Genomic DNA, 21,604 nt, shown 5'->3' on the forward strand with positions numbered 1-21,604 from the left:
ACCCCAGACCGAACCCGCCCCCAGCGCCAGCCGCTTCCTTCAGGTAGGGGCTTTCCGCAACGCCCAGAGTGCTCAGTCGGTGGTCGATACGGTGCGGCAAGCGGGCTATTCGGTGGTGCTGGTGGAGGAAGGCGGCCTGGTGAAGGTGCGCGTGGGCCCCCTGGACGATGCTTCGTCGGCTGCGGCGGCCCTGCGGGCCAGGGGCCTCGAGGTTCTGGAGGTTCGCTAGATGGTTTCAACAGGAGTTTTCTATGGCTAAAGTACCCAGTGCGGCCATCTCCCGCCTGGTCACCTACCTGCGGATTCTGGAAGACCTCGAGGCTCGAGGTATCAACCGCACCTCCTCAGAACAACTGGCCGAGGAAGCCCAGGTTACCGCTTTCCAGGTGCGCAAAGACCTCTCGTACTTTGGTAGCTACGGAACCCGGGGGGTGGGCTACACGGTGCAGATTTTACGCCGGGAACTGCGGCAAATTTTGGGTCTCAACCGCCGCTGGGGGCTTTGCATTGTGGGTATGGGCCGGTTGGGCCAGGCCATCGCCGACTACCCCGGCTTCAGCGAGATTTTCGAGCTAAAGGGTCTTTTTGACCGCGATCCCTCCAAAATCACTACCACCTTCAGGGGCTTGCAGGTCGAAAGCATGGACAATCTTCCCCGGGCCGTAGCCGAAAGGCGCATCGAGTTCGGCCTTCTGGCAGTTCCTGCTGATTCGGCCCAAGCGGTGGCCGATCGTCTGGTAGAGTCAGGGATAAAGGGCATCCTGAACTTTGCCCCGGCAGTTCTGGAAGTGCCCAAGGAAGTGGCAGTGGAGAACGTAGATTTTCTGGCCGGACTGAGCAGACTCTCGTTCTTCGTGCTCAACCCCAAGTGGAGAGAGGAGATGATTGGATGAAAAAACTTATCGCCCTGGTGGTGGCCGCTTTTATGCTGGCGGGGTGCGGCAACTTTGTAACCGATTTTGGGATCCCTACGGTGCGGTTTCACTCGGTATCGTTTGGGCCCTCAGCGAGCGGCTACGAGGTCATTTTTGAAGTGCAGCCCTTGCCGGGCAGCCCATCCGCGTATGTTGCCCAGCTCAACCTGACCGGAGGCCCCGCCCTTAGCGGGTTTGGTGTGCCCGAGTGCCCGCCCTCCACCGCTGCTGACGACTGCCCTAAGCAGACGCAAAATCTGACATTTGCTGCGAACCCCGGTACGCTGGCCATTACCGGTTATGTGGCTCAAAGCCTCAACGGAACGGTACGCACGGTTACGCTGCCTGCGCCGGTAGTTATCAATCCGTAAGCACGGTAAAGATGCCCCTCTGAAAAACGACTAACGGCTGTCCTGGTAGCCCCGGTTTTATAACCAGACCAGGCCGTGCTCGGCCCTCAGCCAGCAAAATGGATCAGGGTCGGTGCGTGAACCCCCGCAAACCTTAGCTAAGTGCGCTTTAGACGGCCGGTGTTGCAAAAAAATGCTTGTAGGCAGGCGACCTGGCCGGGTATTAGGCCCCCACCTAGCCTCCCCCGTTGGGGGAGGAAGTAGAGGTTTTACTTTATGCACCGGCCCTGAAAAATGGACGCGAACCTAGGTTGCGCCGGGAGATGAGGTCTATAATCGTTGGGATGAGTATCCAGCCCCTCACCCTCGACCTTGAAGCCCAGCTATCGGAGTTCGAATCGCGCCTGCGGGCGGTGGTGCGGTCAGAGGTGGAGTTTGTTCAGCTCATCGAGGAAGACCTGGTAACCGCAGGGGGCAAGCGGGTGCGGCCCCGGCTGGTGTTTCTGGCTAGCAACGTGCTGGGCGGGGTTCCGGGCGCGATGGAGCTGGCTTTGGCGGTGGAGCTGCTGCACTCGGCCTCGCTCCTGCACGACGATCTGGTGGACGATGCCGAGACCCGGCGCGGCAAAGAGGCGGCCTTTCGCAAGTACGGCAACGCGGTCTCGGTGCTCTCGGGCGACTACCTGCTTTCGCGTCTGATGGCCCTCCTGGCCCAGACCGGGCGCATGGAACTGGTGGCCATGTTCGCCGAGACCGCCCGGCAGCTTTCCGAGGCCGAGGTCTTGCAGTTTCAGGTGGCCGCTTTACACGATTACTCGCTGGAAAACTACGAGCGCATCATAGATGGCAAGACGGCCTCGGTGATGCGGGTGGCCTGTGAAGGGGCGGCGGTGCTGGGGGATGCACCGGTGGAAGAGCGGGAGGCCCTGGCCCGCTTTGGCTCCTTGTATGGGCAGGCCTTCCAGATGCGCGATGACTACCTGGACTTGATGGGTACCCCAGAGGTGCTGGGCAAACCGGCGGGCGGCGATGTGCGTGAGGGTAAGGTGACGCTTATTACCTTGCGGCTGTTGGAGGCCTATCCCGAAGAGGTGGAAGCCATCTTCAAACGCCGGGCCAGCGAGCCACACGATATTGCCCGCCTGCAAGAACTGGCGGAGCTTTCTGGGGCCGGCCTCGAGGTCACCCGGGCCATTGCGGCGCGGGTCGAGCAGGCCATTGCGGCCCTGCGGGTACTGCCCCATTCTGCTTACCGCGACGAACTCGAGGCCCTGGCCCGACGTGAGCTGGTGCGGGTAAAGTAGGGGGTTATCTACCCATCGACTGGGGTAGGCTTTCCGGTTTCGTCCACGGCGACATAGGTGAGGTTGCCCTTAGTCGCGAGCATTCTGGGTTCTCGCAGGTTTTCGCGGTAGACCTCGACCTCCACCGTGAGCGAGGTACGTCCCACCCGCACGACCTTAGCGACGACCTCGAGCAAGTCGCCCACCTTGATGGGCACTTCGAACACCACCTCGCCCACCCGCACGGTCACGCAGCGCTTGCGGGCCCGGCGGATGGCCGCGTAGGAGCCTACCTTGTCCATTAGGCCCAGCACAAAGCCCCCAAAGGCGTTGCCGCCAGGGTTGGCATGTTCGGGAAAGACCAGTTCCAGTGTGCGGGCTTCGCTCATACCATCACCGCTCACAGCCTACCGCTTGGTTGCAGGGGTCGGCAATCTACTTGATACCGAAGTTTGTGCGCGATGCCCACACTTTACCCTCGGGCCTTTTTGTTTCTTCAAAACCAGCCTGCGGGTATACTCATCGTCGAAATTAGGGTCAAACGCCCATGCGGGCTGTGACAAAATGGCCCCAAGACCTACGAAACGGAGGTTCTTTAATGCCGCTCAGAAACGCTTACCGCCCCCCTGGAGATGCGAGCCTGTGGGATAGCTTCTTGCGCCGCCTCGAGGCCACCATCAAAGTAGCCAAGATTCACCCCGCCACCATCCAGTACCTGACCCACCCCAAGCGCCTGGTGGGGGTCTCGCTGCCGGTGGTGATGGACGACGGCAGCGTGCGGAACTTTACCGCTTACCGGGTGATCCACAACATCGCCCGGGGCCCGGCCCTGGGGGGGGTGCGCTACCACCCGGAGGTAGGCTTGGGCCAGACCTGTGGCATGGCCGCCTGGATGACCCTGAAGTCGGCGGTGTTTGGCCTGCCTTTTGGGGGTTCGGCGGGCGGGGTGGAGGTAGAACCGGACAAGCTCTCGAGGCGCGAACTCGAGCGCCTCTCGCGCCGCTACGTCACTGAACTCATCGAGCTGATTGGCCCCGATGAAGACGTGCTGGCCCCCGATGTGGGCACCAACGAAACCGTGATGGCCTGGTTCCAGGACACCTTTACCATGACCCGGGGCCAGACTTCCCTGAGCGCGGTGACCGGCAAACCACCCCAGCTCGGGGGGGTGGCCACCAAAGACGAAGGCGGTGGCCAGGGGCTGGTCTATGTACTGTCCGATCTGGCCCAGGCCAAAGGGTGGCCGGTGGTGGGCGCCAGCATGGCCATTCAGGGTTTTGGGCAGGTGGGCAGTGCGGTGGCCCGGTATGCGCTCAAGGAGGGCATCCGGGTGGTGGCCATCTCCACCAGCCGGGGCGGGGTCTACAACCCCGAAGGGCTGGATATAGCGGCCCTCGAACGCCACTACGCCGAGCATGGCCATCTCGAGGGCTTCCCCGGAGGTCAGTACATCACCAACCACGAACTGCTAACCTGCAAAGTCAACTATCTGGTGCCGGCTGCTGTGGAAGGCGTCATCCACGAGGGCAACGCCAAGCAAATCGCCGCACAGGTGGTCCTGGAGGGGGCCAACGGGGCCATCACCCCCGAGGCCGAATACCTGCTCAAACTCCAGGGTACGCAGATTGTCCCGGACATCCTGGCCAACGGCGGCGGGCTGGTGCTCTCGTATCTGGAGTGGGTGCAAGACCTCTCCATGCTTTTCTTTGAAGAAGGCGAAGTGCAGCAAAAACTGCGTGAGTTCATTCACCAGAGCTTGCAGGCGGTGCTCGAGCGGGCCAAACCCTTGCAGGGCGACCTGCGGGCGGGAGCCTATGCGCTGGCCCTCGAGCGAATTAACGAGGCCAGCCGCTTACGCGGGGTGTACCCCTGAACAGAGGCCGCTTTAGCAGCACATCGTATACCAACTATGAGCCATGAACCATCCGCTCCGTGGAGGAACGCATGAAATCCGAACCCCTTTCCTATCTTTGCAGCGATAACATCGGCCCCTGGGAAATCTATCTGGCCCAGGTTGACCGCGTCACCCCTTACCTGGGCAAACTGGCCTTCTGGGTCGAAGACCTCAAACGGCCCAAGCGCATCCTGATTGTGGATGTGCCGGTGCAAATGGACGATGGCTCGGTAGCCCACTTCGAGGGCTACCGGGTTCATCACAACACCTTCCGCGGCCCCGCCAAGGGGGGGATTCGCTACCACCAGGACGTAACCCTCTCCGAGGTGATGGCGCTATCGGCCTGGATGACCATCAAGAACGCCGCTGTGGGCCTGCCCTACGGGGGTGGCAAGGGAGGCATCCGGGTGGATCCCCGTAAGCTCAGCCCCGGCGAAATCGAGCGCCTGACCCGGCGCTACACCTCCGAGATTGGCATCATCATCGGCCCGGACAAAGACATTCCTGCGCCCGACATGGGCACCGGGGCCCGCGAAATGGCCTGGATGATGGACACCTACTCCATGAACGTGGGGCGCACCGCACCGGGGGTGGTCACCGGCAAGCCCATCTCGGTGGGGGGTTCGCTGGGGCGACAGGACGCCACGGGCCGCGGGGTATTCGTAACGGCGGTGGCGGCGGCGGAAAAAATTGGCCTGCCCGTAGAAGGCAGCCGGGTTGCGGTACAGGGCTTTGGCAACGTGGGCAACGCAGCGGCCCGCATCTTCCACGACCACGGGGCCAAAATCGTGGCGGTCTCGGATGTGACTGGAGCTATTCGCAACGATGCCGGCATAGACCCCTACGACCTCACCGTCCATGTCAAGCAGATGGGCGGTGTGAAGGGCTACCCCAAGGCCGAGCCCATTCCTGCCGCCGAGGTACTGACCACCCCCTGCGAGTTCCTGGTTCCGGCTGCCCTGGAAAAACAAATAACCGAAGCCAACGCCTGGAAGGTGCAGTGCAAAATCATCGCTGAAGGGGCCAACGGCCCTACCACCCCTGCTGCCGACGACATCCTGAGTGAGCGGGGGATTCTGGTCATCCCCGATGTGATTGCCAACGCAGGCGGCGTCACGGTGAGCTACTTTGAATGGGTGCAAGACTTCAACAGCTTTTTCTGGACGGAAGATGAAATTAATGCCAAGCTCGAGCGCCTCATGCGCCAGTCGTTTGAGGCGGTCTGGCAGGTGGCCCAGGATAAAAAAGTCTCGCTGCGCACGGCGGCTTACATTGTGGCAGCTACGCGGGTACTGGAAGCAAGGTCTTTACTGGGGTTGTACCCGTAGCTAGGGGTCTTTGGTCTGCGACCTGAGACCGTGAGTGATTATCTTTTACAACGATGTACTTTGGCTTCTCCAAGGTGGTTTGGTCAAAGCCATTCTGACCAACCCGCTCAAAACGCGGTAGAGTAGCCATTATGCGCGTTTTGGGCCTGATGTCCGGCACTTCGGTAGACGCGGTGGACTTGTTGCTAGCTGAGCTGGACGGGCGGCCTCCAAAGCTCCGCTGGCACGTGCTCGAGCACAAAGAGGTTCGCTTTCCGCCCGACCTGCGGGCCCAGATTATCCGCACCCTGAAATCGCAGGCCACCACCCGCGAGGTGGCCCTGCTGCATCACGCCCTGGGGCGTTTTTATGCCGAAGCAGCGGCCCCTTTCAAAGGCCGGGTAGGTCTGGTGGCTTCCCACGGACAGACCGTCTGGCACGAACCCCCCCAGGCCACCTTGCAGATTGGCGAGCCGGCTTATCTGGCCGAGGCCCTGGAAGTGCCGGTGGTGTCGGATTTTCGGCCTTCGGACATGGCCCTGGGCGGGGAGGCTGCGCCCTTCGTGCCCTACCCCGACCTGCTGCTCTATGGAGAAAAGGGGGTCAGCCGGGCCATACACAACATTGGGGGCATCTCCAACCTGACCTACTTGCCCGCCGACCTGAACCCCGAGAAGGTGCTGGCCTTCGATACTGGCCCCGGCAATGCCCTGCTCGACGAGGCCGCAGGCCGACTGGGTCTACAACAGGACACCGGGGGAACAATTGCCGCTTCGGGCAAGGCTGACCCGGTACTGGTTGAGCGCTGGCTAACCCACCCCTACTTTGGTCGTAAGCCCCCCAAATCTACAGGCCGTGAAGTCTGGAATCTGGAGACTCTAGATGAAGATGCGGCACTTCCCCCCGCCAACCTGCTGGCCACCCTGACCGAGTTCACGGCTCGCTCGATTGCGATGGCCTACCAGAATTTTGTGCTCCCACACGGGCTGGATGAAATCTGGGTAGCTGGTGGGGGGGCCTACAACGCCACCCTGATGCAACACCTCCGGACGCTGCTGCCGGTTCCGGTATATACCTTTGAAGAAAAAGGCCTTGACTCCAAACACCGTGAGGCGCTTTGTTTTGCGATACTGGGATACCTTCGCTACCTGGAGCTGCCCAACATTCTCAAGCAGACCACAGGTGCCCAGAGGGATGCTATCGCCGGAAAAATCACGCTGCCATCCACACACCGAAGCCAATAGAACAGCCTGAAAAAGGCACGCCCAGCGTCACCTCATCCAGGCCTCTTCCAAAACAGTGAACTAGGTGTTCTTGCAAAAAACTGGTGGGCCGTGCAGGACTTGAACCCGCGACCTGGCGATTATGAGTCGCTTGCTCTGACCAACTGAGCTAACGGCCCCCAAGCAGGGTTTAGTTTAGCGGGTTTGCCGGTTTTGCTCAACGCGGGGGATGCCTGTCCTGGCCAGTGAGCTGGTCTTCGAGTTCGCCGATGTAGGCCGCCAGGGTGTTGCCGGCTTTCTCGATATCCTCGCGCAACTCGTGTTCTACCCGGTCAATGCGCTCGACGAGTGCTTCAAGTTTGGCCTCGAGCCCTGCTGGGCTCTGGGCTTTGATGGCCTCGAGTTCCCCTTCGAGCCATTTCTTGAGTTCGGAGAAGCGGCTGGCCTCGGCCTCGTCGGCCAGCTTGCGAGCAGAAAGCAGCTCGCGGGCGTATTTCTTGACCTCGAGCAAAGCGGCGGTCTCGAGCCCCACCGTGTACATGAAATAAACCACGACCAGCACCGCCATGATGGAAAGCATCACGATGCCAAAAGGTGCGGTTATCTGGGTAAAAATCAGCGAGAGCGTTTTTTCCTCGCTAAATACCGCCCAGTTGCGCCAGGCGAAAACCGCCATCAGGATGATCAGAACCAACAGAAAAACATTGCGCCCCCGCATCTCTAGCCTCGTATGGGATTATATCCTTTCCTACAAAGTAAACCTGAGCCGTAACGGTGCCTTAGGGCATATCCAGTAGAGGTTTTGCCTGTTGCAAACACCAAAAAATGCGCTCCTTACGGCGCAGTTTGATGTGAGCTGGTAGCCAGCGCATACAAGGCTATATTTTGTCTTTGCCCACTCCTTTTCAGCCTGGTATGTTGCAATCAGATTGAGCGGGTGGCCATATGAGGATTACGGCTCGTGCCGCGCCATGGGGTATCTTCGCAGCAAGGAAATCCCTAAGAGCCTAGACCAGCACGGGCTCGGGTTGGTTGGCATCCTCGGTGAGCCGCAGGAAGAACTCCTCGAGGTCGGCTGAGCCGTGCTGGTGCAAGAGTTCTTTAGGGGAGCCCAAGGCCAGCAAACGGCCCCGGTGCACCAGGGCTACCCGGTCGGCAACCTGCTCGGCGAGGTGGAGCTGGTGGGTGGCGTACAGCACCGCCCGCCCGTCCTTGGAATAGGCGTGGAGCAGGTCTTTGACCAGCCGGGTGGCGTGGGGGTCGAGCCCTACCATCGGCTCGTCCAGAATGAGCGCCTGCGGCGCATGCAGCAGGCTCAGGGCCAGCGAGAGCTTTTGCCGCATACCGTGTGAATAGGTTTCAATCAGCGAGGAAGCAAAACGATCCAGGCGAAACTGCACCAGTAGCTCCTCGATGCGGGCCTCAGCCTGGGCTCTGGGAAGCCGGTATACCCCGGCCGCAAAGCGCAGGAGCTCGAGGCCCGACAGCTTGCCGTACAGGTAAGGCCGGTCCGGCACGTAGCCAAACTGGGCTTTGGCCCGTACCGGGTCTTTCCAGACATCCACCCCGTTCACCAGCGCCCGGCCGCGGCTGGGCCGCAGCAACCCGACCAGCGCCTTGATGGTCGTACTTTTGCCGGCCCCGTTGGGCCCCAAAAGGGCCAGGGTTTCGCCGGGACGCACCTCGAGATTCAGGCCATCCAGCGCAACAAACGGGCCATACCGCTTGCTGAGATCTTCGAGCAGAATCATCGCCACCCTTAAAGCCTAAGGCCGAAGGCCCAAAGCAACGGTGCAAAACCTGCTCTATAGCCCCGGCCTGTAATGAAAAACCTACCTGAGCTCTTCCAGCGCCCGGCGCAGGATGGCGTCCTTGTTCAGGTCTACCTCAGCCTGGCCGCGCTCGGCGGGCAGGTTCACAGCAGGGCGGGGCTGGCTAAAGCTGAACTTGCCCTTGTCGTCGGCCTTAGTCGTAAAGGTCTGGCCGCCGATGCTGATGGTCACGTTTTCGCCCGGCTTAGCCCCGGTGCCCTCGAAAGCCACCGGTACCTCAAAGCGGGTGTCCTTGACCTCGATATCGGGCTTGATGCCCTGCTTGTTGATGCCCCGCCGCTTGGGGGTGAGCCACTCGAAGGTGACCAGGGTTAGGTCGCCGCCGTTGGCCAGGTCAATCACGTTCTGTCCCACGCCCTTGCCAAAGGATGTTTCGCCGATCACCCTGGCCCGCCCGGTGTCCTGCATGGCTCCTGCTACGATCTCCGAGGCCGAGGCCGAGTTGCCGTTGATGAGCACCACCATCGGGCCGCTCCAGGCGACCTGTCCGTTGGCCTCGCAGTAGAGCCGGGTTTCGCTACGGGTACGGGTGTATACGATGGGGCCTTCGCGGATGAAGGCCCGCGCTACCTGGCAGCCCTGATCCAGCAGGCCGCCCCCGTTGTCGCGCAGGTCGAAGACCAGCTTTTGCACCCCCCGCTGCTTCATCTCGTTCAGGGCGGCATTCAGTTGCTCAATTACCCGCACGTTGCCGAAGGTCTCTAGGGCCACATAGCCCACGTTCCCAGGCAGTATGGTCTTGGAGACCGAGATGATTTCCACCCGTTGCCGGATCATCTCGAAGCGCAAAACCGCGTTGGTACCATCGCGGCGAACACCAACGGTGACTTTGGTGTTTTGGGGGCCGCGAATCTTAGCCACGATTTCGTTGAGGTCAAGCTTGGTCATGTCCTCGCCGTTGACCTCGATAATCACATCACCTGCGCGAATTCCGGCGTTGAAGGCGGGCAAGCCGCGAATCACGCCCTGAACCCGCGCGCCGCCGCCGTTTTCGTTGGGGGCTAGGGTCGCACCAATGCCAAAGAACTCGCCCTGCACGTCCTGGTTGCGCAGGCTGGCCCGTTGGGGCGGGGAGTAGCTGGTAAACTCGTCGTCCAGAGCCCCGATCATACCCCGAATACCGCCCTCCAGCACCCGGTTGAGCTTGTCGGCCTCGAGGCGGCTCAAATACTGATTTTGGATTAGTTGATAGGTTTGTATCAGGGCTTGTCCGTTGGGGTTGCGGTTGAAGGCTTCGACAGCTCCCCCCGACAGTTGGGCATAGACCAGGGCAGCCAGAATGCCACCCGCTGCGATTAACCAGGCTCTGCGCTTCATGGTTTCGTTCACCTAACTCAACAGTGTAGCGGCAATGGATGAGAGCGAAGTGTTCATTAAAGGACAAAGCCGATGGCCGAAAGCCAAAAGCACCTGGGCTTCAGCCATGTGATACCAGATTCGGTTAGTTCGTCACCCTTTGGTGACGAACTAACCCGACCGAAGAGAGTGCTCTAGGATTCAAAAAGACAGCCTCTGGTGTTTTTGGTTTTGTAAACTGTCTTTTTGAATCCGGTATGACATTTGTGGTGCCCAAAATCCTGTGAACTTGCACTGGCCTGTAAGGTGGCGCTTTGTTGTACCCTGAGTACCGATGATTCACTTCCACCGGGTGACGCTCGAGTACCCCCGCACCCAGACCAAAGCCCTGTTTGATCTGAACCTGGAAGTCAAAAAAGGCGAGTTCGTGTTTCTGGTGGGGCATTCAGGTGCGGGCAAGTCCAGCCTGCTCAACCTGATTCTGAAGCGCCTCGAGCCCAGCTCGGGGGCGGTGTATTTTGCCGGAGAAAACCTCAAGGCCCTGCGTGGAGACCGCATTGCCCTGCATCGTCGCCGGATTGGAGTGGTGTTTCAGGATCACCGCCTCCTGAAGGAAATGACCGTGGAGGAGAACCTGCTGTTCACCCTGCGTGTGCTGGGGGTGCCCAAAACCGAGTGGGATACCCGCACCACCCGCGTACTGCGCCAGGTGGGGATTGTCCATAAGAAGCGGGCCTACCCCGAAGAACTCTCGGTGGGGGAGGCCCAGCGGGTGGCGATTGCCCGGGCGCTGGTGGGCGACCCCCAGGTCTTGCTGGCCGATGAACCGACCGGCAACCTCGACCCGGCCAACGCGCTGGCGGTGCTGGAAATTTTCAAATCGGTGCATGCCAGGGGAGCCACCGTGCTGATGGCTACCCACTCCCGCGACCTGGTGGAAGCCTATCCCCAGCGGGTGGTGGTGCTCAAGGCCGGGCAACTGGTGCGCGACGAGCGGGAGGGCAGGTATAGCCTGGTGTAGAAGGGATTGGCGTTGGACATATATCCCTCATGGGGTGGTGATAGTATAAAGGCACCAGGCTAGAGGGGCATTTTGAAAGCCCAGACCACAGTTTCGGGACTTCCAAACCCAGTGGAGGTTTCCGAGTAGCCTCCACCCCTCCCGAAACCCCGCCTGGAAACCCAACTCGGGCAGCGATTGGAGGGCGAGAATGAACGTCTACAAGCTGGTTGGTCGTCAAATCGAGATTACCGAGGCCCTCAAGAACTACCTGGACAAAAAAATGGCCCGGCTGGATCGTCACTTCGAAGACAATGCAGAAGCTCGAGTGGTGCTCTCGCTGGCCCAGGGGCCGCGGGTCGAGCGCAAGGCCAAGGCCGAGATTCAGGTCAATGTGCCGGGGGGTATGGTGCGGGTGGAGGAGTCCGACCCCGACATGTATGCGGCCATAGACCGCTCGATTGACCGCCTCGAGTACCAGCTCAAGCGCTACAAGGAACGTCACTTCCAGCGGACACGCCAGGCGGTTCCTGAGCCCGTCATGATGGGGGCGGGTCAGGTTGAGCTCGAGGAAGAAGCCACACCGCGCATTGTTCGCACCAAGCGCTTCAACATGAAACCCATGACCCCCGAGGATGCCACCTTTGAAATGGAGGCCCTGGGCCACGATTTCTTCGTGTTCCGCAACTCCGAGACCGAGCAGATCAACGTGATTTACCGCCGTCGCGACGGCAATTATGGTCTTATTGAACCTACCGCATAAAAAATAGAGTCGAAGCTTCGTAAAGATGCCGCCGTAACGGGCGGCATCTTTTTGTTGGTGCAAGGTCACCAGCCCGCAGCACCGGATTCAAAAAGACCGTGTACAAAACCAAAAACACCAGAGGCTGTCTTTTTTGAATCCTAGAGCACCCCTCCCTTGAGTACCGGCGCTAGCCGGGGGCCGATGGCCCTTCACTGTTGGTCGGCGAAAAAAGCGTCTTGCTTCCCAGGGGCGGTATCGCCCTTCGCTATGCGGATAACTTCGGCCCTGTTGATTCGTTGCCGAACGGTAACGAATCAAGCAAATCTGGTATTTAGAACATGGTATCGGTGAGGACGGTGGGGTTTTTTTCCTGGTTCACCTGCCCGGATTTAGGGCGGTGCAGGGTGCGGGGGTAGTAGGTGGGGTTGCTCAGGGCCTGGGTTTGCTTGGCTACGGTGGCCGCCATTCTGGTCCAGCGCAACTCGGCCAGTCGCTTGCGCAAGGTCTGCTCGCTGATGAAATTCTCAGCCACCAGAATTTCCCCCAACCGAGGGCGATATATGCCGTAGCTCTGCATTTGCATGGCCTGTGCGAGTTGTTTTGCGGAGATGTCGTTGTAGAAGAGCAGCTGGTCACCCAGGCGCAGCCGGCGGGCCTCGAGGTGGGCTTCGCCCATGTAGGCGGGTGTGGCCCTGGATGATATTTTGTTCAGCAAACCCAACAAAATCCAGCGCAGGGGAAAACCAGGCGGCAACCACGAAGCCTGGCGTGCTACCTGAGGGCCATAGAGGGAGTGTACTGCCGTGTAACGCATGGCCCAGCGAATCAGCAAAATTGCACCAATGAGGGCCAGCATCCCACCCACCACTGGATGATTGGCTGCAGGCCAGCCAGAGAATTGGGCCAAGAGGGCATAGATAAAGGTGGGAAAACCGATCAGTTGGGCCAGATTGAGCAGGGTGGGGAGATACTTGCCCGGCTGGGGCAGTCGGGTCTCTTCGAGGGGGGGATGGCCCAGAAGCAGCCCGAGCAGTCGCCTGCCCAGACCATATGTCCAGGGCGTTTTGTTTTGGCCGATGGTGTTATGGGGGCCAAAGGATTGCTGCACTGCAATCATTTCACGGTGTATTCGACCGCGGTCGTCCAGACGCCAGATGGGTTGCAGGTGAAAGTGAACCGGCTGGCCGATGCGCCACAGCCGCAGGGCGGGGTCGAAATCAGTTGCGTCCGCCTGTTCGTTAAAGATGTGACCATCGCTGACCATCTGGGGTAAAAGTTCGCGGCGTAAGGCAAACCCGCTGGATGCGTTGGGTACAAAAACCCCTAGGTGTTCCCGAAGCGGCAGGTGGCGAAGCTGTTCTTCGGCAAAATCGCCGGCATAGCTTACTTCCAGCCAACGTTTCCAAAAAGGGCTCTGCGATGGTAGCGAGAGCACCGGCAACTGCACGGCGGGATATTTACGCAGCAGGGTGCTGTAGAGCTTGAAAGTGTAGGGATGGATTACATCGTGTGCATTATGCAGGGCCACGGCCTCGAAGCGTAGCCGGTTGTTGCGCTCGAAGCGCTCGAGATAGCCGTACATGAAGTTGAGCAACCGCCCCCTGGGCAGGGGGCCGGGGCGGTCGCAAACCACCACGTGCACGTTAACGAACTCCTGGGAAAGCGCCTCAGCGGCCTCCAGGGTTTTGGGGTCGTTGGGGTAGACGCCCACAAAAAAGTCCAGGTGCAGGGGGGAATAGTTGGTGTAGCCCAGGGTGGCCCGGAGCATCGGGCCGATGTTCTGCGCATCCTGCCAGGTGGGCAGCAAAACCGCCAGGCGTTGGGGCCGGTCGGCCTCGAGTTCTTCGGGGGTCAGGGTCTGCTTTTTCAGGCTGCGGAAGCGCAGTAGATAGGCCAGATCGAACACCAGTTCGTTCCAAAAAAACAGCGTGTACACCGGCAGTATGCCCAGCACCAACCCAACAAGCCACACTTCACTCATAATGCCTCCATCTGGATAGGGCGATGGTTGAGGCTAATGATGCTCTACAACCGTCAATTACCGTCATGGTAGCTGAGAAAAACCCGCTGTGTGCGAAAAGTAGCGAACTTAACGCTTACTTTATGCAACCGTAACGTTGTCGTGTTGGCAGGGTAGGTTCACAAAGACCTGTAAAAGTAAGGGTTTTTTAGAACTGGTGCAGAGCAGCTACAAAACAAGTCCCGTTTCCAGGAAACCCTTGGGGAGGTCGAAGGCGCACACTTTCCCAACCGCTGGACGGAGGGATATGCTGCTATCATGCGACTTCCCATTGGTTTTCGTGCGGGTGCAACCCAGGCTGGGATCAAGCCCTCGGGCAAGCCCGACCTGGCCCTCTTGGTCTCGAGGACTCCATGCAACTGGGCCTTTGTCGGAACCCTGAACAAGGCCGCCGCTCCTTGTGTGATTCGGGGCCGAGAACTGCTGGCAAGTGGTCGGCCGCTACAAGCCGTGGTGGTCAATGCGGGCAATGCTAACTGTGCTACCGGCCCGCAGGGTTTCTGGGCCGACCGGCAGATGGCCGAACTGGCCGCAGCCCAGCAGCATATCGCTCCCGAAGCTGTCCTGACCGCTTCCACGGGGGTCATTGGGCAGCCCTTGCCGGTGGAGAAAATTGAAGCAGGTCTGCCCAATATTCATTTGGGCCTGGACATTGACCCCTTCATGGAAGCCATCCTGACCACCGACCTGGTGCCCAAGATGGCCGAAGCCACCTTAAAGAGCGGAGCCCGGGTGGTGGGGGTGTGCAAGGGTAGTGGCATGATTGCCCCCAACATGGCTACCATGCTGGCCTACATCGTCTCCGATGCCGAGGTTCCCCAAGCAGAGTTGCGCCGAGGCTGGCAGGGGGTGGTGGACAGAAGTTTCAATCAGGTCACGGTGGATACCGATACCTCTACCAACGATATGGCCGTTTTGATGACCAACGGCGCGGCGGGGCCGGTGGATCTGGGTGAGTTCTGGCAAGCCGTTGAACAAGTCTGTGTAGAGCTGGCCCGCAAGCTGGCCCGCGACGGCGAAGGGGCCACCAAGCTGCTCACGGTGAAAGTAACCGGGGCCTTTAGCGACGCGGAAGCCCGCAAAGCCGCGCTCTCGGTAGCGGCCAGTCCCCTGTGGAAAAGCGCCGTCTACGGCAACGATCCCAACTGGGGCCGCGTCATGATGGCGCTGGGCAAGGCGGGGGTGGCGCTCGAGCCTGACAAGGTTCGGATTGTCCTGCAAGGCATCCCCCTCTACGCCGGGCGGGTGCTGGATTTTGACCGTGCCTCAGCCAGCCAGGCTATGCAAGCTGAAGAAGTGCTGGTAGAGGCCGACCTGGGCTTGGGCGAGGGGCAAGGAATGGCCTGGGGGTGCGACCTTACCGAGGGCTATGTGCGAATTAACGCGCTCTATACCACCTAAAATAACGCAAAAATAACGCAAAGATGCTAGACTACATTCGGAGGTGAGCAAAAAATGAAACGTTTAGCACCGCTAGTGATCCTGTTTGCGTTGATGTTTGGCTCTTTAGGCAAAGCTCAGTCGGAGGGTTTTGGCCTCTACTCGGGCTTCCCGACCTGGATCGGTGTGCAATACCAGGTCAGCAACTTCCGTGTAGGCGCTGGCCTTGCTTTTGCTGGGCTGGGGGCTGGCGCTGACTATATCATTTTGGAGCAAGCCATCCCTGCCGCCCCGGGCTTTGATCTGAGCTGGTTTGCCGGCGCGGGTGCTTCTGTGGGCTTTTGGACCTTCAGCGGGGTGGGCGGCATCTACATCTTCCCCCACGGCCTGGCGGGTATCGAGTATGCCTTTCCGGGACAACCCTTTAGCGTCTATGGCGAACTGCAAGTTGGCTTTGGCATCTTTACGGGCGGTGTGGCAGGCGTCGGTGGTCTGGACTTCAACGGGCGCGCGGGCCTAATTTTCAGACCCTGAGCAACTGCTAGGATGAAGGGGTGCGTTTCGTGCCCCTTCTTTTTTTATTGCTGCTCTCATCTTGTCAGCGGCCTGGGGATACCCAGCCGCCCTTGATTGGCATCACCCAGCCCAAAAGTGGGGTGCTTTCGCAGCGTTCGTTGCAGGTTCAGGGGTATGCCCTGGACGATGTCGGGGTGCAAAGCGTGAAGGCGGGTGGGAAGGAGCTGCTTTCGGAGGCCAACCGAGGGCAGAAGCTGGTGCGCTTTAGCTTCCGGGTGCAGGCCCCCCAGTCGGGACAGGTGGAAATCAGGGTAGATGCCACCGACATGAGCGGCCAGACCCGCACGGTTCGCCTGCCGATGGTGCTGGATGCGCGTCCCCCACAGGTTGTGATTGAGCGGGCCGAGCGGGTGGTGACGGTGGTGCAACCGGCCCGCAAGCGTACCCTGCCCGATGGCAGCGAGGAGGAAATCCCCGCCCGTACCGAGTCGAGCCTGCAAATCTCGGGGCGCGTGCTGGACGATACCGGGGTGGATCGGGTGACCCTGCAATACGACCGCACCTTTAGCCCTTTGTCGCTGCCCAAGGGCAAGGAAGTTAATTTCTACGTGGAGGTTCCGGTGCGCCGCGTGACCCTGATTGCAGTAGATGCGGCGGGCAACCGCACCAGTGTGGAAGTAAGTCGCTGAGCGACACCGCAATAAAGCCAATAGCCGATGCGGGCTTGCGTTACAAATCCTCTGCAAAACGGGTTTTGTTGAAGGCAAGCCCGCTGGGGGTGGGGCGCATGCCGTCTCTCAAGACCTCGAGCCAGCCCTCCTGCAGGGCTTTATCTCTGGTCCGGCGCAGGAAAGCTGGGTTCCAACCAAACTCCGCCAGCACTTCCTGCTCGGAAACCGGTCGTTCGTGGTGGGCCAGGTGGGCGACCAAAAGACGGGCAGCGACCTCGAGGCGCTCTCGTTCGCGGCGCAGCCGGGTGGTCAGATAGCCCCCCAGGGGCGAAAAAAGGAAAGCCAGAGCAAAGCAGATTCCGGCTACCGTGGCCATCATGCCGGCAATCGAGGCATCGAGCCAGATGGCCAGCCCGTAGCCCGCCAGGCTGGAAACCACGCCCACCCCCACGGCCAGGCCGATCATCACCGGCAGGCGCTGGGTGAGCAGGTAGGCCGTGGCCGGAGGAATAATCAGGAACGCCACAATCAATATGGCCCCTACCGACTGGAAGGCCCCCACCGAAGTGAAGGAAACCAGGGCCATCAGCGCGTAATGCAATACGCCCGGCGCGAAGCCCAGGGCAGCAGCCAGGCCTGCATCGAAGGTGGAGAGCTTGAGTTCTTTGTAAAACAGCAGCACGAAGAGCAGGTTGAGCAGGGTCAGCGAACCCATCACCAACCACGACTCGGGAATTTCGCGGCCCCACAGGGCCAGGGTGTTGAAAGGCGCATAAGCAATTTCCCCGTAGAGCACTGCGTCCATGTCCAGGTGCACATGGCGGAAATAAAGCGATACCGCCAGCACCCCCAGGCTAAACAGGGCCGGGAATACGATGCCGATGGCGGCGTCGTTCTTGACCTTGCCGCTGCGGGTGAGCCACTCCACCAGGGTCACGGTGACCAGGCCCGCTGCGGCGGCTCCCAACAAGGCGGGCAGGGTAGCCCGCTCGCCCCCCGAGAGCCAGTAGGCCAGCACAATCCCCGGCAGAACCGCATGGGAGATGGCATCGGATAAGAGGGCCATACGGCGCAGTACCAGAAAGGTGCCTACCAGGGCTGCGGCGGTAGAGACCAGGATGGCCGTGACGATGATGACCAAATCGGCGTTCATATCAGGTGCCCTCGAGCGTTTTCGGCAGAACCCGCATGGCCTGTTCTAGTTCGTGGGCTTTTTGATGGCCGGCTGGTGTCAGTGCGTAGCCTGCGTGGCCTGGCTGCACCCAGCCTCGAGCCTGCAACATCTCCAGATGCCGCTGGGCGGCTGCCGGCGACTCGCGGCGGCGATGGGCCAGGGTTTGGGCGGTCAGGACATCGTGGTTGTGCAGCACATGGGCGTCCAGCAGGAGGCGCTCGAGGAAAATCCGGCGGCGGTTTTGCCCGGTACGAACCCAGTCCCACACCAGCCCGCGTAAAGGGGCCAGGAACAGCGAAACCAGCAGAATTGCGCTAATGGAGAGAATAACCAGTGGGCCGGTGGGCAGGTTCTCGCGGCTGGCCGAAACCAGAGCCCCGCTTACCCCGGCCAAGGCCCCAAACAGCGCCGAGAGCCCAATCATGCTGCTGAGCCGATCCGTCCATTGACGGGCTGCCGCCGCCGGCGCAATCAGCATGGCCGCCATCAAGACCACCCCCACGGTTTGCAGCCCCACCATCACGGCCAGCACCGTCAGTGAAGTGAGCAGGGTGCCCAGGCCGCGCACCGGCAGGCCCAGGCTGTGGGCATAATCCGGGTCGAAGGAAAGCAGCTTGAATTCTTTGTAGAAAAGACCCACGGTGAAGAGGGCCAGCCCCCCCAACACCATAAAGTTCAATACATCCGAGGCCACTATGGTCGCAGCTTGTCCGAAGATGAATTGATCCAGCCCCGCCTGGTTGGCATTGTTGCCGTGCTGGATAAAGGTCAGGAGGGCAATGCCAAACCCAAAAAAGCTGCTGAGCATCACGCCCAGGGCCGAGTCTTCGGGCAGCCGGCTATGGCGCAACACGGCCAGCACCCCCAAAGAAGCCAGCCAACCGGCCAAGCCCCCACCCAAGAGCAAAATGAGGGGCACTTTGGAGCCCGTGAGGATAAAGGCCAGACAGATGCCCGGCAGCGCCGCATGGGCCAGCACATCACCCAGCAAACTCTGCCGACGCAGCATGGTAAAAGCCCCCAGCACCCCGCCAATCACGCCCAACAGAGCCGAACCCAGGGCCACATTGCGCAGGGTATAGTCGGTGAAGATTTGCAATATAAGCTCAAGCATGTCGAAGGTTTAGCGTTAGCGTTGAACGACAAGGGTCTGGTAAGGTGGCCCATTTTGAAACAGAGGGGAGCCCGGTGAGGCGTTTGGAATGCTGGCTCTTATTCAATACCAGGTGCCTTGTTGCGCTGCGTGATGCTTGGAATGAGGGTTCTTGCATAGGACGAATACTTTGTTGCTCTTTCATATTCGCTTTCGGCTATCCACGATGGGTTATGGGCAAAGAAGCTGTCATCATACGTTCGCCATAGGTTTGTCTCAGGTTCTCGGCAGTGAAGACCTCGTCCATGGGCCCGCTGGCAATCACCTGTACGTTGAGCAGGGTCAGGTGGTCGAAGTAGGCGCGCACGGTTTCTAAGTCGTGGTGCACAACCACCACGGTTTTTCCATGACCTTTGAGCTCATGCAACACCTTCAAAATGGCGTCCTCGGTGACGGTGTCTACCCCGGCAAAAGGCTCATCCATAAAGTAGAGGTCGGCGTCCTGGGCCAGCGCACGGGCCAGGAAGACCCGTTGTTGTTGTCCGCCAGATAGTTGGGAGATTTGCCTGTGTGCGAACTCCCGCATCGAGACCTGCTCTAAGCAGCGCAGGGCTGCCTCGCGTTCGTGCTTACCCGGCCGCTTGAACCAGCCCAACTTGCCATAGAGCCCCATAATCACCACGTCCAGCACACTGGTAGGGAAGTCCCAGTCCACCGCGCCCCGCTGAGGCACATAGCCAATCCGGGTGCGGGCTTCGGTTAAGGTCTGTCCGAAGAACCAAACCTGTCCGGAGGCTCTGGGCACCAGCCCCAGCACGGCCTTAATCAGGGTGGATTTGCCCGCCCCGTTAGGGCCGACAACGGCGCACAGCTGCCCGGCGGGCACCTCCAGATCCACGTCCCACAGCACCGGCTTTTCGCGGTAGACCACCGTCAGGTCGCGCACGCTAAGGGGGCTCGGGGCTCCAGGCTTTGCGCCAGGGACGGGTGGGGTGGGCTGGGCGGTCATAGCTGCCTCCCCAGGAGCCCGCTCACAATGGTGCGGATGTTGTGTTCCATCATGCCCACATAGGTTCCTTCGGGGGTGCCGGGGTTGCCGGCGGCATCGGAAAAAAGCTGGCCCCCTATGACCACATTCCAGCCTCGGGCCCGCACGGCAGCCACCACCGCCTCGAGGGCCCTCTGGGGTACACTGGACTCCACAAAGACCGCACGAATCCTTCGCTGGACAATAAAATCGGCCAGTTGCTGTACGTCGCGGGTTCCGGCCTCGCTCACTGTCGAGACCCCTTGGAGGCCGCGCACCTCGAGGCCATAGCGCCGCCCAAAGTAGGCGAAGGCGTCGTGGGCGGTGATCATCACCCGCTGCTGGGCGGGAACTTGCGCGATTTGCTGGCGAATGAAGGCATCGAGCTGCTCGAGGCGGCGACCATAAGCCGCGGCGTTGGCCCGATAGTAGGCCGCTCCGGCTGGGTCTATCTGGCTCAGTGCATCCCGCACACGAGTTACCGTTAGCTTCCAGAGGGTGACATCGAACCAGACGTGCGGATCGTAGGTGTACTGACCCCCAAAACCCCCGGGGGGCCGGATCAGCCGTTCGCGCGGAATGGCATCGCTGACCGCGATGGCCCTGGGCAGGCGCTCGAGGAGTTCTACCATCTTTCCTTCCAGATGGAGCCCCGCGTAGAAAATCAGGTGGGCTTGCTGCAATTTGCGTACATCCCCCGCCGAAGCCTTGTAGAGATGGGGATCTACCCCGGTCCCCATCAGGCCTTCGACCCGCACGCGGTTGCCCCCGACCTGCTGTACCAGGTCGGTAACGAAATTGACTGTTGCCACGATTTGGAGGGGTATTTGCCGCATCGGCTGGAGTTGGGCAATTTTGTCCTGCTGGGCCCTGGCTTGAGGAAAAAGACAGGTAGTCAGTATTAGCAGGCTCAGCACAGAAAGCCACCGCTGTTTATCCGTCATGGGGGCCTCCCTCGAGGTGCACCCACAGCACCTGGGCCAGGCTCATGGGAAGCAGATAGCGCTCTTTTCCAACCTGGATGCGGCTGCCCTCGGCTACCTGCTCCAGCAGTTGAAGAGCAGCGCCGGGTTTGAGGCCCAGGTGGGCCAGCAGGTTGAGCGAGTCCTGATCCTGGGTAGCGACCCGGGCCACCAGGCCACGTACACCGTGCTCCAAAGCGCTCAGGCGGCGGTTGGGGGTGGTGGGGGGCAGCTCGAGGGTTGCGCTGGGAATGGCGTCGCCGTGGGGGTCGTGGGAGGGGTGGCCCAGCCACTCGGCAATGCGCTCCTCGAAGGCTTCGGAGATGTGGTGCTCGAGCTTTTCTGCCTCGGCATGTACTTCTTCCCAGCCATAGCCCAGGGCCTCATGCAAATAGGCCTCGATCAGCCGGTGGTGGCGGAGTACCTCGAGGGCCACCCGGTAACCCGCCTCGGTGAGTCGCACACCCCGGTAGGCCTCGTATTCCACCAGCCCCAGCGCGGCCAGTTTTTTCAGCATCCCGGTTACCGAAGCGGGCTTGACCTGCATCTGATCGGCCAGCGACTGGGTGGACACCGGATGGGTATCTTCCAATCGGCCAGGGCCCTCGCCTCCGCTGCCCAGGAGCAGCACCTGCTTCAGGTAGTCTTCCTGGGCTTCAGAGAGTGGGGTTCGGTTGGTCAACTTGTGCATGTGCTGTCCCTCAAGACCCGCCCGGTGTATTTAGGCGAGCCTTCATAAATAGGATTTTATTTTTAGGCAAGACTAAATCTTTGTCAAGTGCCATGCGTAATACCAGATTCGGTTAGTTCGTCACCAAAGGGTGACGAACTAACCCGACCGAAGTTATCCGCGTAGCGGAGGGCGATACCGCCCCTTGGAAGTTATCCGCGTAGCGGAGGGCGATACCGCCCCTTGG

At 60.5% G+C, this 21,604-nt stretch carries 22 protein-coding genes and 1 tRNA gene; 12 read left to right on the plus strand and 11 right to left on the minus strand.

Annotated elements, in window-relative coordinates; genetic code table 11:
* The 4 genes from Mhypo_RS12990 to Mhypo_RS13005 all read left to right on the plus strand — a co-directional run.
* Positions 1 to 229: SPOR domain-containing protein (locus Mhypo_RS12990; protein WP_147371354.1), on the plus strand; the 229-nt coding region annotated here is incomplete at its 5' end.
* Between the two features lie 22 nt (positions 230 to 251).
* Positions 252 to 893, plus strand: coding sequence for a redox-sensing transcriptional repressor Rex (locus tag Mhypo_RS12995; RefSeq protein WP_119341718.1), 642 nt, complete (start codon positions 252 to 254; stop codon positions 891 to 893).
* A complete protein-coding gene (locus Mhypo_RS13000) occupies positions 890 to 1,285 on the plus strand; it encodes a hypothetical protein (protein WP_119341719.1) in 396 nt (131 codons plus the stop codon). The genes Mhypo_RS12995 and Mhypo_RS13000 overlap by 4 nt, the downstream gene beginning before the upstream one ends.
* 323 nt (positions 1,286 to 1,608) lie before the next feature.
* A complete protein-coding gene (locus Mhypo_RS13005) occupies positions 1,609 to 2,568 on the plus strand; it encodes a polyprenyl synthetase family protein (protein WP_119341720.1) in 960 nt (319 codons plus the stop codon).
* Positions 2,569 to 2,576: 8 nt separating this feature from the next.
* On the opposite strand, the gene Mhypo_RS13010 is transcribed toward Mhypo_RS13005, so the two are convergent.
* Entirely contained in the window at positions 2,577 to 2,936 is a 360-nt protein-coding gene (locus tag Mhypo_RS13010) for an acyl-CoA thioesterase (RefSeq protein WP_119341721.1), read from the minus strand.
* A 209-nt stretch (positions 2,937 to 3,145) separates the two neighbouring features.
* On the opposite strand from Mhypo_RS13010, the gene Mhypo_RS13015 reads away from it, so the two are divergent.
* The 3 genes from Mhypo_RS13015 (at position 3,146) to Mhypo_RS13025 (ending at position 6,992) form a co-directional block, all read left to right on the plus strand.
* Positions 3,146 to 4,420, plus strand: coding sequence for a Glu/Leu/Phe/Val family dehydrogenase (locus tag Mhypo_RS13015; RefSeq protein WP_119341722.1), 1,275 nt, complete (start codon positions 3,146 to 3,148; stop codon positions 4,418 to 4,420).
* 71 nt (positions 4,421 to 4,491) lie between these two features.
* Positions 4,492 to 5,769, plus strand: a complete 1,278-nt coding sequence (locus tag Mhypo_RS13020) for a Glu/Leu/Phe/Val family dehydrogenase (protein ID WP_119341723.1) — start codon at positions 4,492 to 4,494, stop codon at positions 5,767 to 5,769.
* A gap of 131 nt (positions 5,770 to 5,900) precedes the next feature.
* A complete protein-coding gene (locus tag Mhypo_RS13025) occupies positions 5,901 to 6,992 on the plus strand; it encodes an anhydro-N-acetylmuramic acid kinase (RefSeq protein ID WP_119341724.1) in 1,092 nt (363 codons plus the stop codon).
* 81 nt (positions 6,993 to 7,073) lie between these two features.
* Here Mhypo_RS13025 and Mhypo_RS13030 read toward each other — a convergent pair.
* The 4 genes from Mhypo_RS13030 to Mhypo_RS13045 form a co-directional block, all read right to left on the minus strand.
* A tRNA-Ile gene (locus Mhypo_RS13030) sits at positions 7,074 to 7,150 on the minus strand.
* Positions 7,151 to 7,188: 38 nt separating this feature from the next.
* Positions 7,189 to 7,689, minus strand: a complete 501-nt coding sequence (locus Mhypo_RS13035) for a DNA cytosine methyltransferase (RefSeq protein ID WP_119341725.1) — start codon at positions 7,687 to 7,689, stop codon at positions 7,189 to 7,191.
* A gap of 289 nt (positions 7,690 to 7,978) precedes the next feature.
* On the minus strand, positions 7,979 to 8,722 hold the full coding sequence (locus Mhypo_RS13040) for an ABC transporter ATP-binding protein (RefSeq protein ID WP_119341726.1): 744 nt from the start codon (positions 8,720 to 8,722) through the stop codon (positions 7,979 to 7,981).
* An 81-nt stretch (positions 8,723 to 8,803) separates the two neighbouring features.
* Positions 8,804 to 10,120, minus strand: coding sequence for a S41 family peptidase (locus Mhypo_RS13045; RefSeq protein ID WP_119341738.1), 1,317 nt, complete (start codon positions 10,118 to 10,120; stop codon positions 8,804 to 8,806).
* A 313-nt stretch (positions 10,121 to 10,433) separates the two neighbouring features.
* Between Mhypo_RS13045 and ftsE the strand changes: the two genes are divergently transcribed.
* Both ftsE and hpf read left to right on the plus strand, forming a co-directional pair.
* Positions 10,434 to 11,120, plus strand: a complete 687-nt coding sequence (gene ftsE / locus Mhypo_RS13050) for a cell division ATP-binding protein FtsE (protein ID WP_119341727.1) — start codon at positions 10,434 to 10,436, stop codon at positions 11,118 to 11,120.
* A 190-nt stretch (positions 11,121 to 11,310) separates the two neighbouring features.
* On the plus strand, positions 11,311 to 11,862 hold the full coding sequence (hpf, locus tag Mhypo_RS13055; protein WP_119341728.1) for a ribosome hibernation-promoting factor, HPF/YfiA family: 552 nt from the start codon (positions 11,311 to 11,313) through the stop codon (positions 11,860 to 11,862).
* Positions 11,863 to 12,175: 313 nt separating this feature from the next.
* Here the strand turns inward: hpf and Mhypo_RS13060 are convergent, their stop codons facing one another.
* Positions 12,176 to 13,825, minus strand: a complete 1,650-nt coding sequence (locus tag Mhypo_RS13060; RefSeq protein ID WP_119341729.1) for a glycosyltransferase — start codon at positions 13,823 to 13,825, stop codon at positions 12,176 to 12,178.
* Between the two features lie 297 nt (positions 13,826 to 14,122).
* On the opposite strand from Mhypo_RS13060, the gene argJ reads away from it, so the two are divergent.
* Genes argJ through Mhypo_RS13075 form a run of 3 tightly spaced genes read left to right on the plus strand, consistent with a single transcriptional unit; the run spans position 14,123 to position 16,449 of the window.
* Positions 14,123 to 15,265, plus strand: coding sequence for a bifunctional glutamate N-acetyltransferase/amino-acid acetyltransferase ArgJ (gene argJ, locus Mhypo_RS13065; protein ID WP_119341730.1), 1,143 nt, complete (start codon positions 14,123 to 14,125; stop codon positions 15,263 to 15,265).
* Positions 15,266 to 15,319: 54 nt separating this feature from the next.
* Positions 15,320 to 15,778 (plus strand): hypothetical protein, encoded by a 459-nt coding sequence (locus Mhypo_RS13070; RefSeq protein ID WP_119341731.1) that lies wholly within the window; start codon positions 15,320 to 15,322, stop codon positions 15,776 to 15,778.
* A gap of 20 nt (positions 15,779 to 15,798) precedes the next feature.
* Positions 15,799 to 16,449 carry a hypothetical protein gene (locus Mhypo_RS13075; RefSeq protein WP_119341732.1) on the plus strand — a complete coding sequence of 217 codons (651 nt, stop codon included), beginning with the start codon at positions 15,799 to 15,801 and terminating at the stop codon, positions 16,447 to 16,449.
* Between the two features lie 40 nt (positions 16,450 to 16,489).
* Here the strand turns inward: Mhypo_RS13075 and Mhypo_RS13080 are convergent, their stop codons facing one another.
* The 5 genes from Mhypo_RS13080 to mntR form a co-directional block, all read right to left on the minus strand.
* Entirely contained in the window at positions 16,490 to 17,584 is a 1,095-nt protein-coding gene (locus tag Mhypo_RS13080) for a metal ABC transporter permease (RefSeq protein WP_119341733.1), read from the minus strand.
* Between the two features lies 1 nt (position 17,585).
* Complete coding sequence (locus Mhypo_RS13085; protein WP_119341734.1) at positions 17,586 to 18,719, minus strand: metal ABC transporter permease; 1,134 nt, start codon at positions 18,717 to 18,719, stop codon at positions 17,586 to 17,588.
* 196 nt (positions 18,720 to 18,915) lie between these two features.
* Positions 18,916 to 19,707, minus strand: coding sequence for a metal ABC transporter ATP-binding protein (locus tag Mhypo_RS13090; RefSeq protein ID WP_119341735.1), 792 nt, complete (start codon positions 19,705 to 19,707; stop codon positions 18,916 to 18,918).
* Entirely contained in the window at positions 19,704 to 20,669 is a 966-nt protein-coding gene (locus Mhypo_RS13095; RefSeq protein ID WP_119341736.1) for a metal ABC transporter solute-binding protein, Zn/Mn family, read from the minus strand. The genes Mhypo_RS13090 and Mhypo_RS13095 overlap by 4 nt, the downstream gene beginning before the upstream one ends.
* Complete coding sequence (gene mntR / locus Mhypo_RS13100) at positions 20,659 to 21,378, minus strand: manganese-dependent transcriptional regulator MntR (protein WP_119341737.1); 720 nt, start codon at positions 21,376 to 21,378, stop codon at positions 20,659 to 20,661. Before mntR ends, Mhypo_RS13095 begins: the two co-directional genes overlap by 11 nt.
* Positions 21,379 to 21,604 lie beyond the last annotated feature (226 nt).

Source organism: Meiothermus hypogaeus, from assembly GCF_003574035.1.
Taxonomy (GTDB): Bacteria; Deinococcota; Deinococci; order Deinococcales; family Thermaceae; genus Meiothermus; species Meiothermus hypogaeus.

Coding starts and splice junctions, on each gene's coding strand:
- Mhypo_RS12995 (WP_119341718.1), top strand. CDS start 252: ATGGCTAAAGTACCCAGTGCGGCCATCTCCCGCCTGGTCACCTACCTG.
- Mhypo_RS13000 (WP_119341719.1), top strand. CDS start 890: ATGAAAAAACTTATCGCCCTGGTGGTGGCCGCTTTTATGCTGGCGGGG.
- Mhypo_RS13005 (WP_119341720.1), top strand. CDS start 1,609: ATGAGTATCCAGCCCCTCACCCTCGACCTTGAAGCCCAGCTATCGGAG.
- Mhypo_RS13010 (WP_119341721.1), bottom strand. CDS start 2,936: ATGAGCGAAGCCCGCACACTGGAACTGGTCTTTCCCGAACATGCCAAC.
- Mhypo_RS13015 (WP_119341722.1), top strand. CDS start 3,146: ATGCCGCTCAGAAACGCTTACCGCCCCCCTGGAGATGCGAGCCTGTGG.
- Mhypo_RS13020 (WP_119341723.1), top strand. CDS start 4,492: ATGAAATCCGAACCCCTTTCCTATCTTTGCAGCGATAACATCGGCCCC.
- Mhypo_RS13025 (WP_119341724.1), top strand. CDS start 5,901: ATGCGCGTTTTGGGCCTGATGTCCGGCACTTCGGTAGACGCGGTGGAC.
- Mhypo_RS13035 (WP_119341725.1), bottom strand. CDS start 7,689: ATGCGGGGGCGCAATGTTTTTCTGTTGGTTCTGATCATCCTGATGGCG.
- Mhypo_RS13040 (WP_119341726.1), bottom strand. CDS start 8,722: ATGATTCTGCTCGAAGATCTCAGCAAGCGGTATGGCCCGTTTGTTGCG.
- Mhypo_RS13045 (WP_119341738.1), bottom strand. CDS start 10,120: ATGAAGCGCAGAGCCTGGTTAATCGCAGCGGGTGGCATTCTGGCTGCC.
- ftsE (WP_119341727.1), top strand. CDS start 10,434: ATGATTCACTTCCACCGGGTGACGCTCGAGTACCCCCGCACCCAGACC.
- hpf (WP_119341728.1), top strand. CDS start 11,311: ATGAACGTCTACAAGCTGGTTGGTCGTCAAATCGAGATTACCGAGGCC.
- Mhypo_RS13060 (WP_119341729.1), bottom strand. CDS start 13,825: ATGAGTGAAGTGTGGCTTGTTGGGTTGGTGCTGGGCATACTGCCGGTG.
- argJ (WP_119341730.1), top strand. CDS start 14,123: ATGCGACTTCCCATTGGTTTTCGTGCGGGTGCAACCCAGGCTGGGATC.
- Mhypo_RS13070 (WP_119341731.1), top strand. CDS start 15,320: ATGAAACGTTTAGCACCGCTAGTGATCCTGTTTGCGTTGATGTTTGGC.
- Mhypo_RS13080 (WP_119341733.1), bottom strand. CDS start 17,584: ATGAACGCCGATTTGGTCATCATCGTCACGGCCATCCTGGTCTCTACC.
- Mhypo_RS13085 (WP_119341734.1), bottom strand. CDS start 18,719: ATGCTTGAGCTTATATTGCAAATCTTCACCGACTATACCCTGCGCAAT.
- Mhypo_RS13090 (WP_119341735.1), bottom strand. CDS start 19,707: ATGACCGCCCAGCCCACCCCACCCGTCCCTGGCGCAAAGCCTGGAGCC.
- Mhypo_RS13095 (WP_119341736.1), bottom strand. CDS start 20,669: ATGACGGATAAACAGCGGTGGCTTTCTGTGCTGAGCCTGCTAATACTG.
- mntR (WP_119341737.1), bottom strand. CDS start 21,378: ATGCACAAGTTGACCAACCGAACCCCACTCTCTGAAGCCCAGGAAGAC.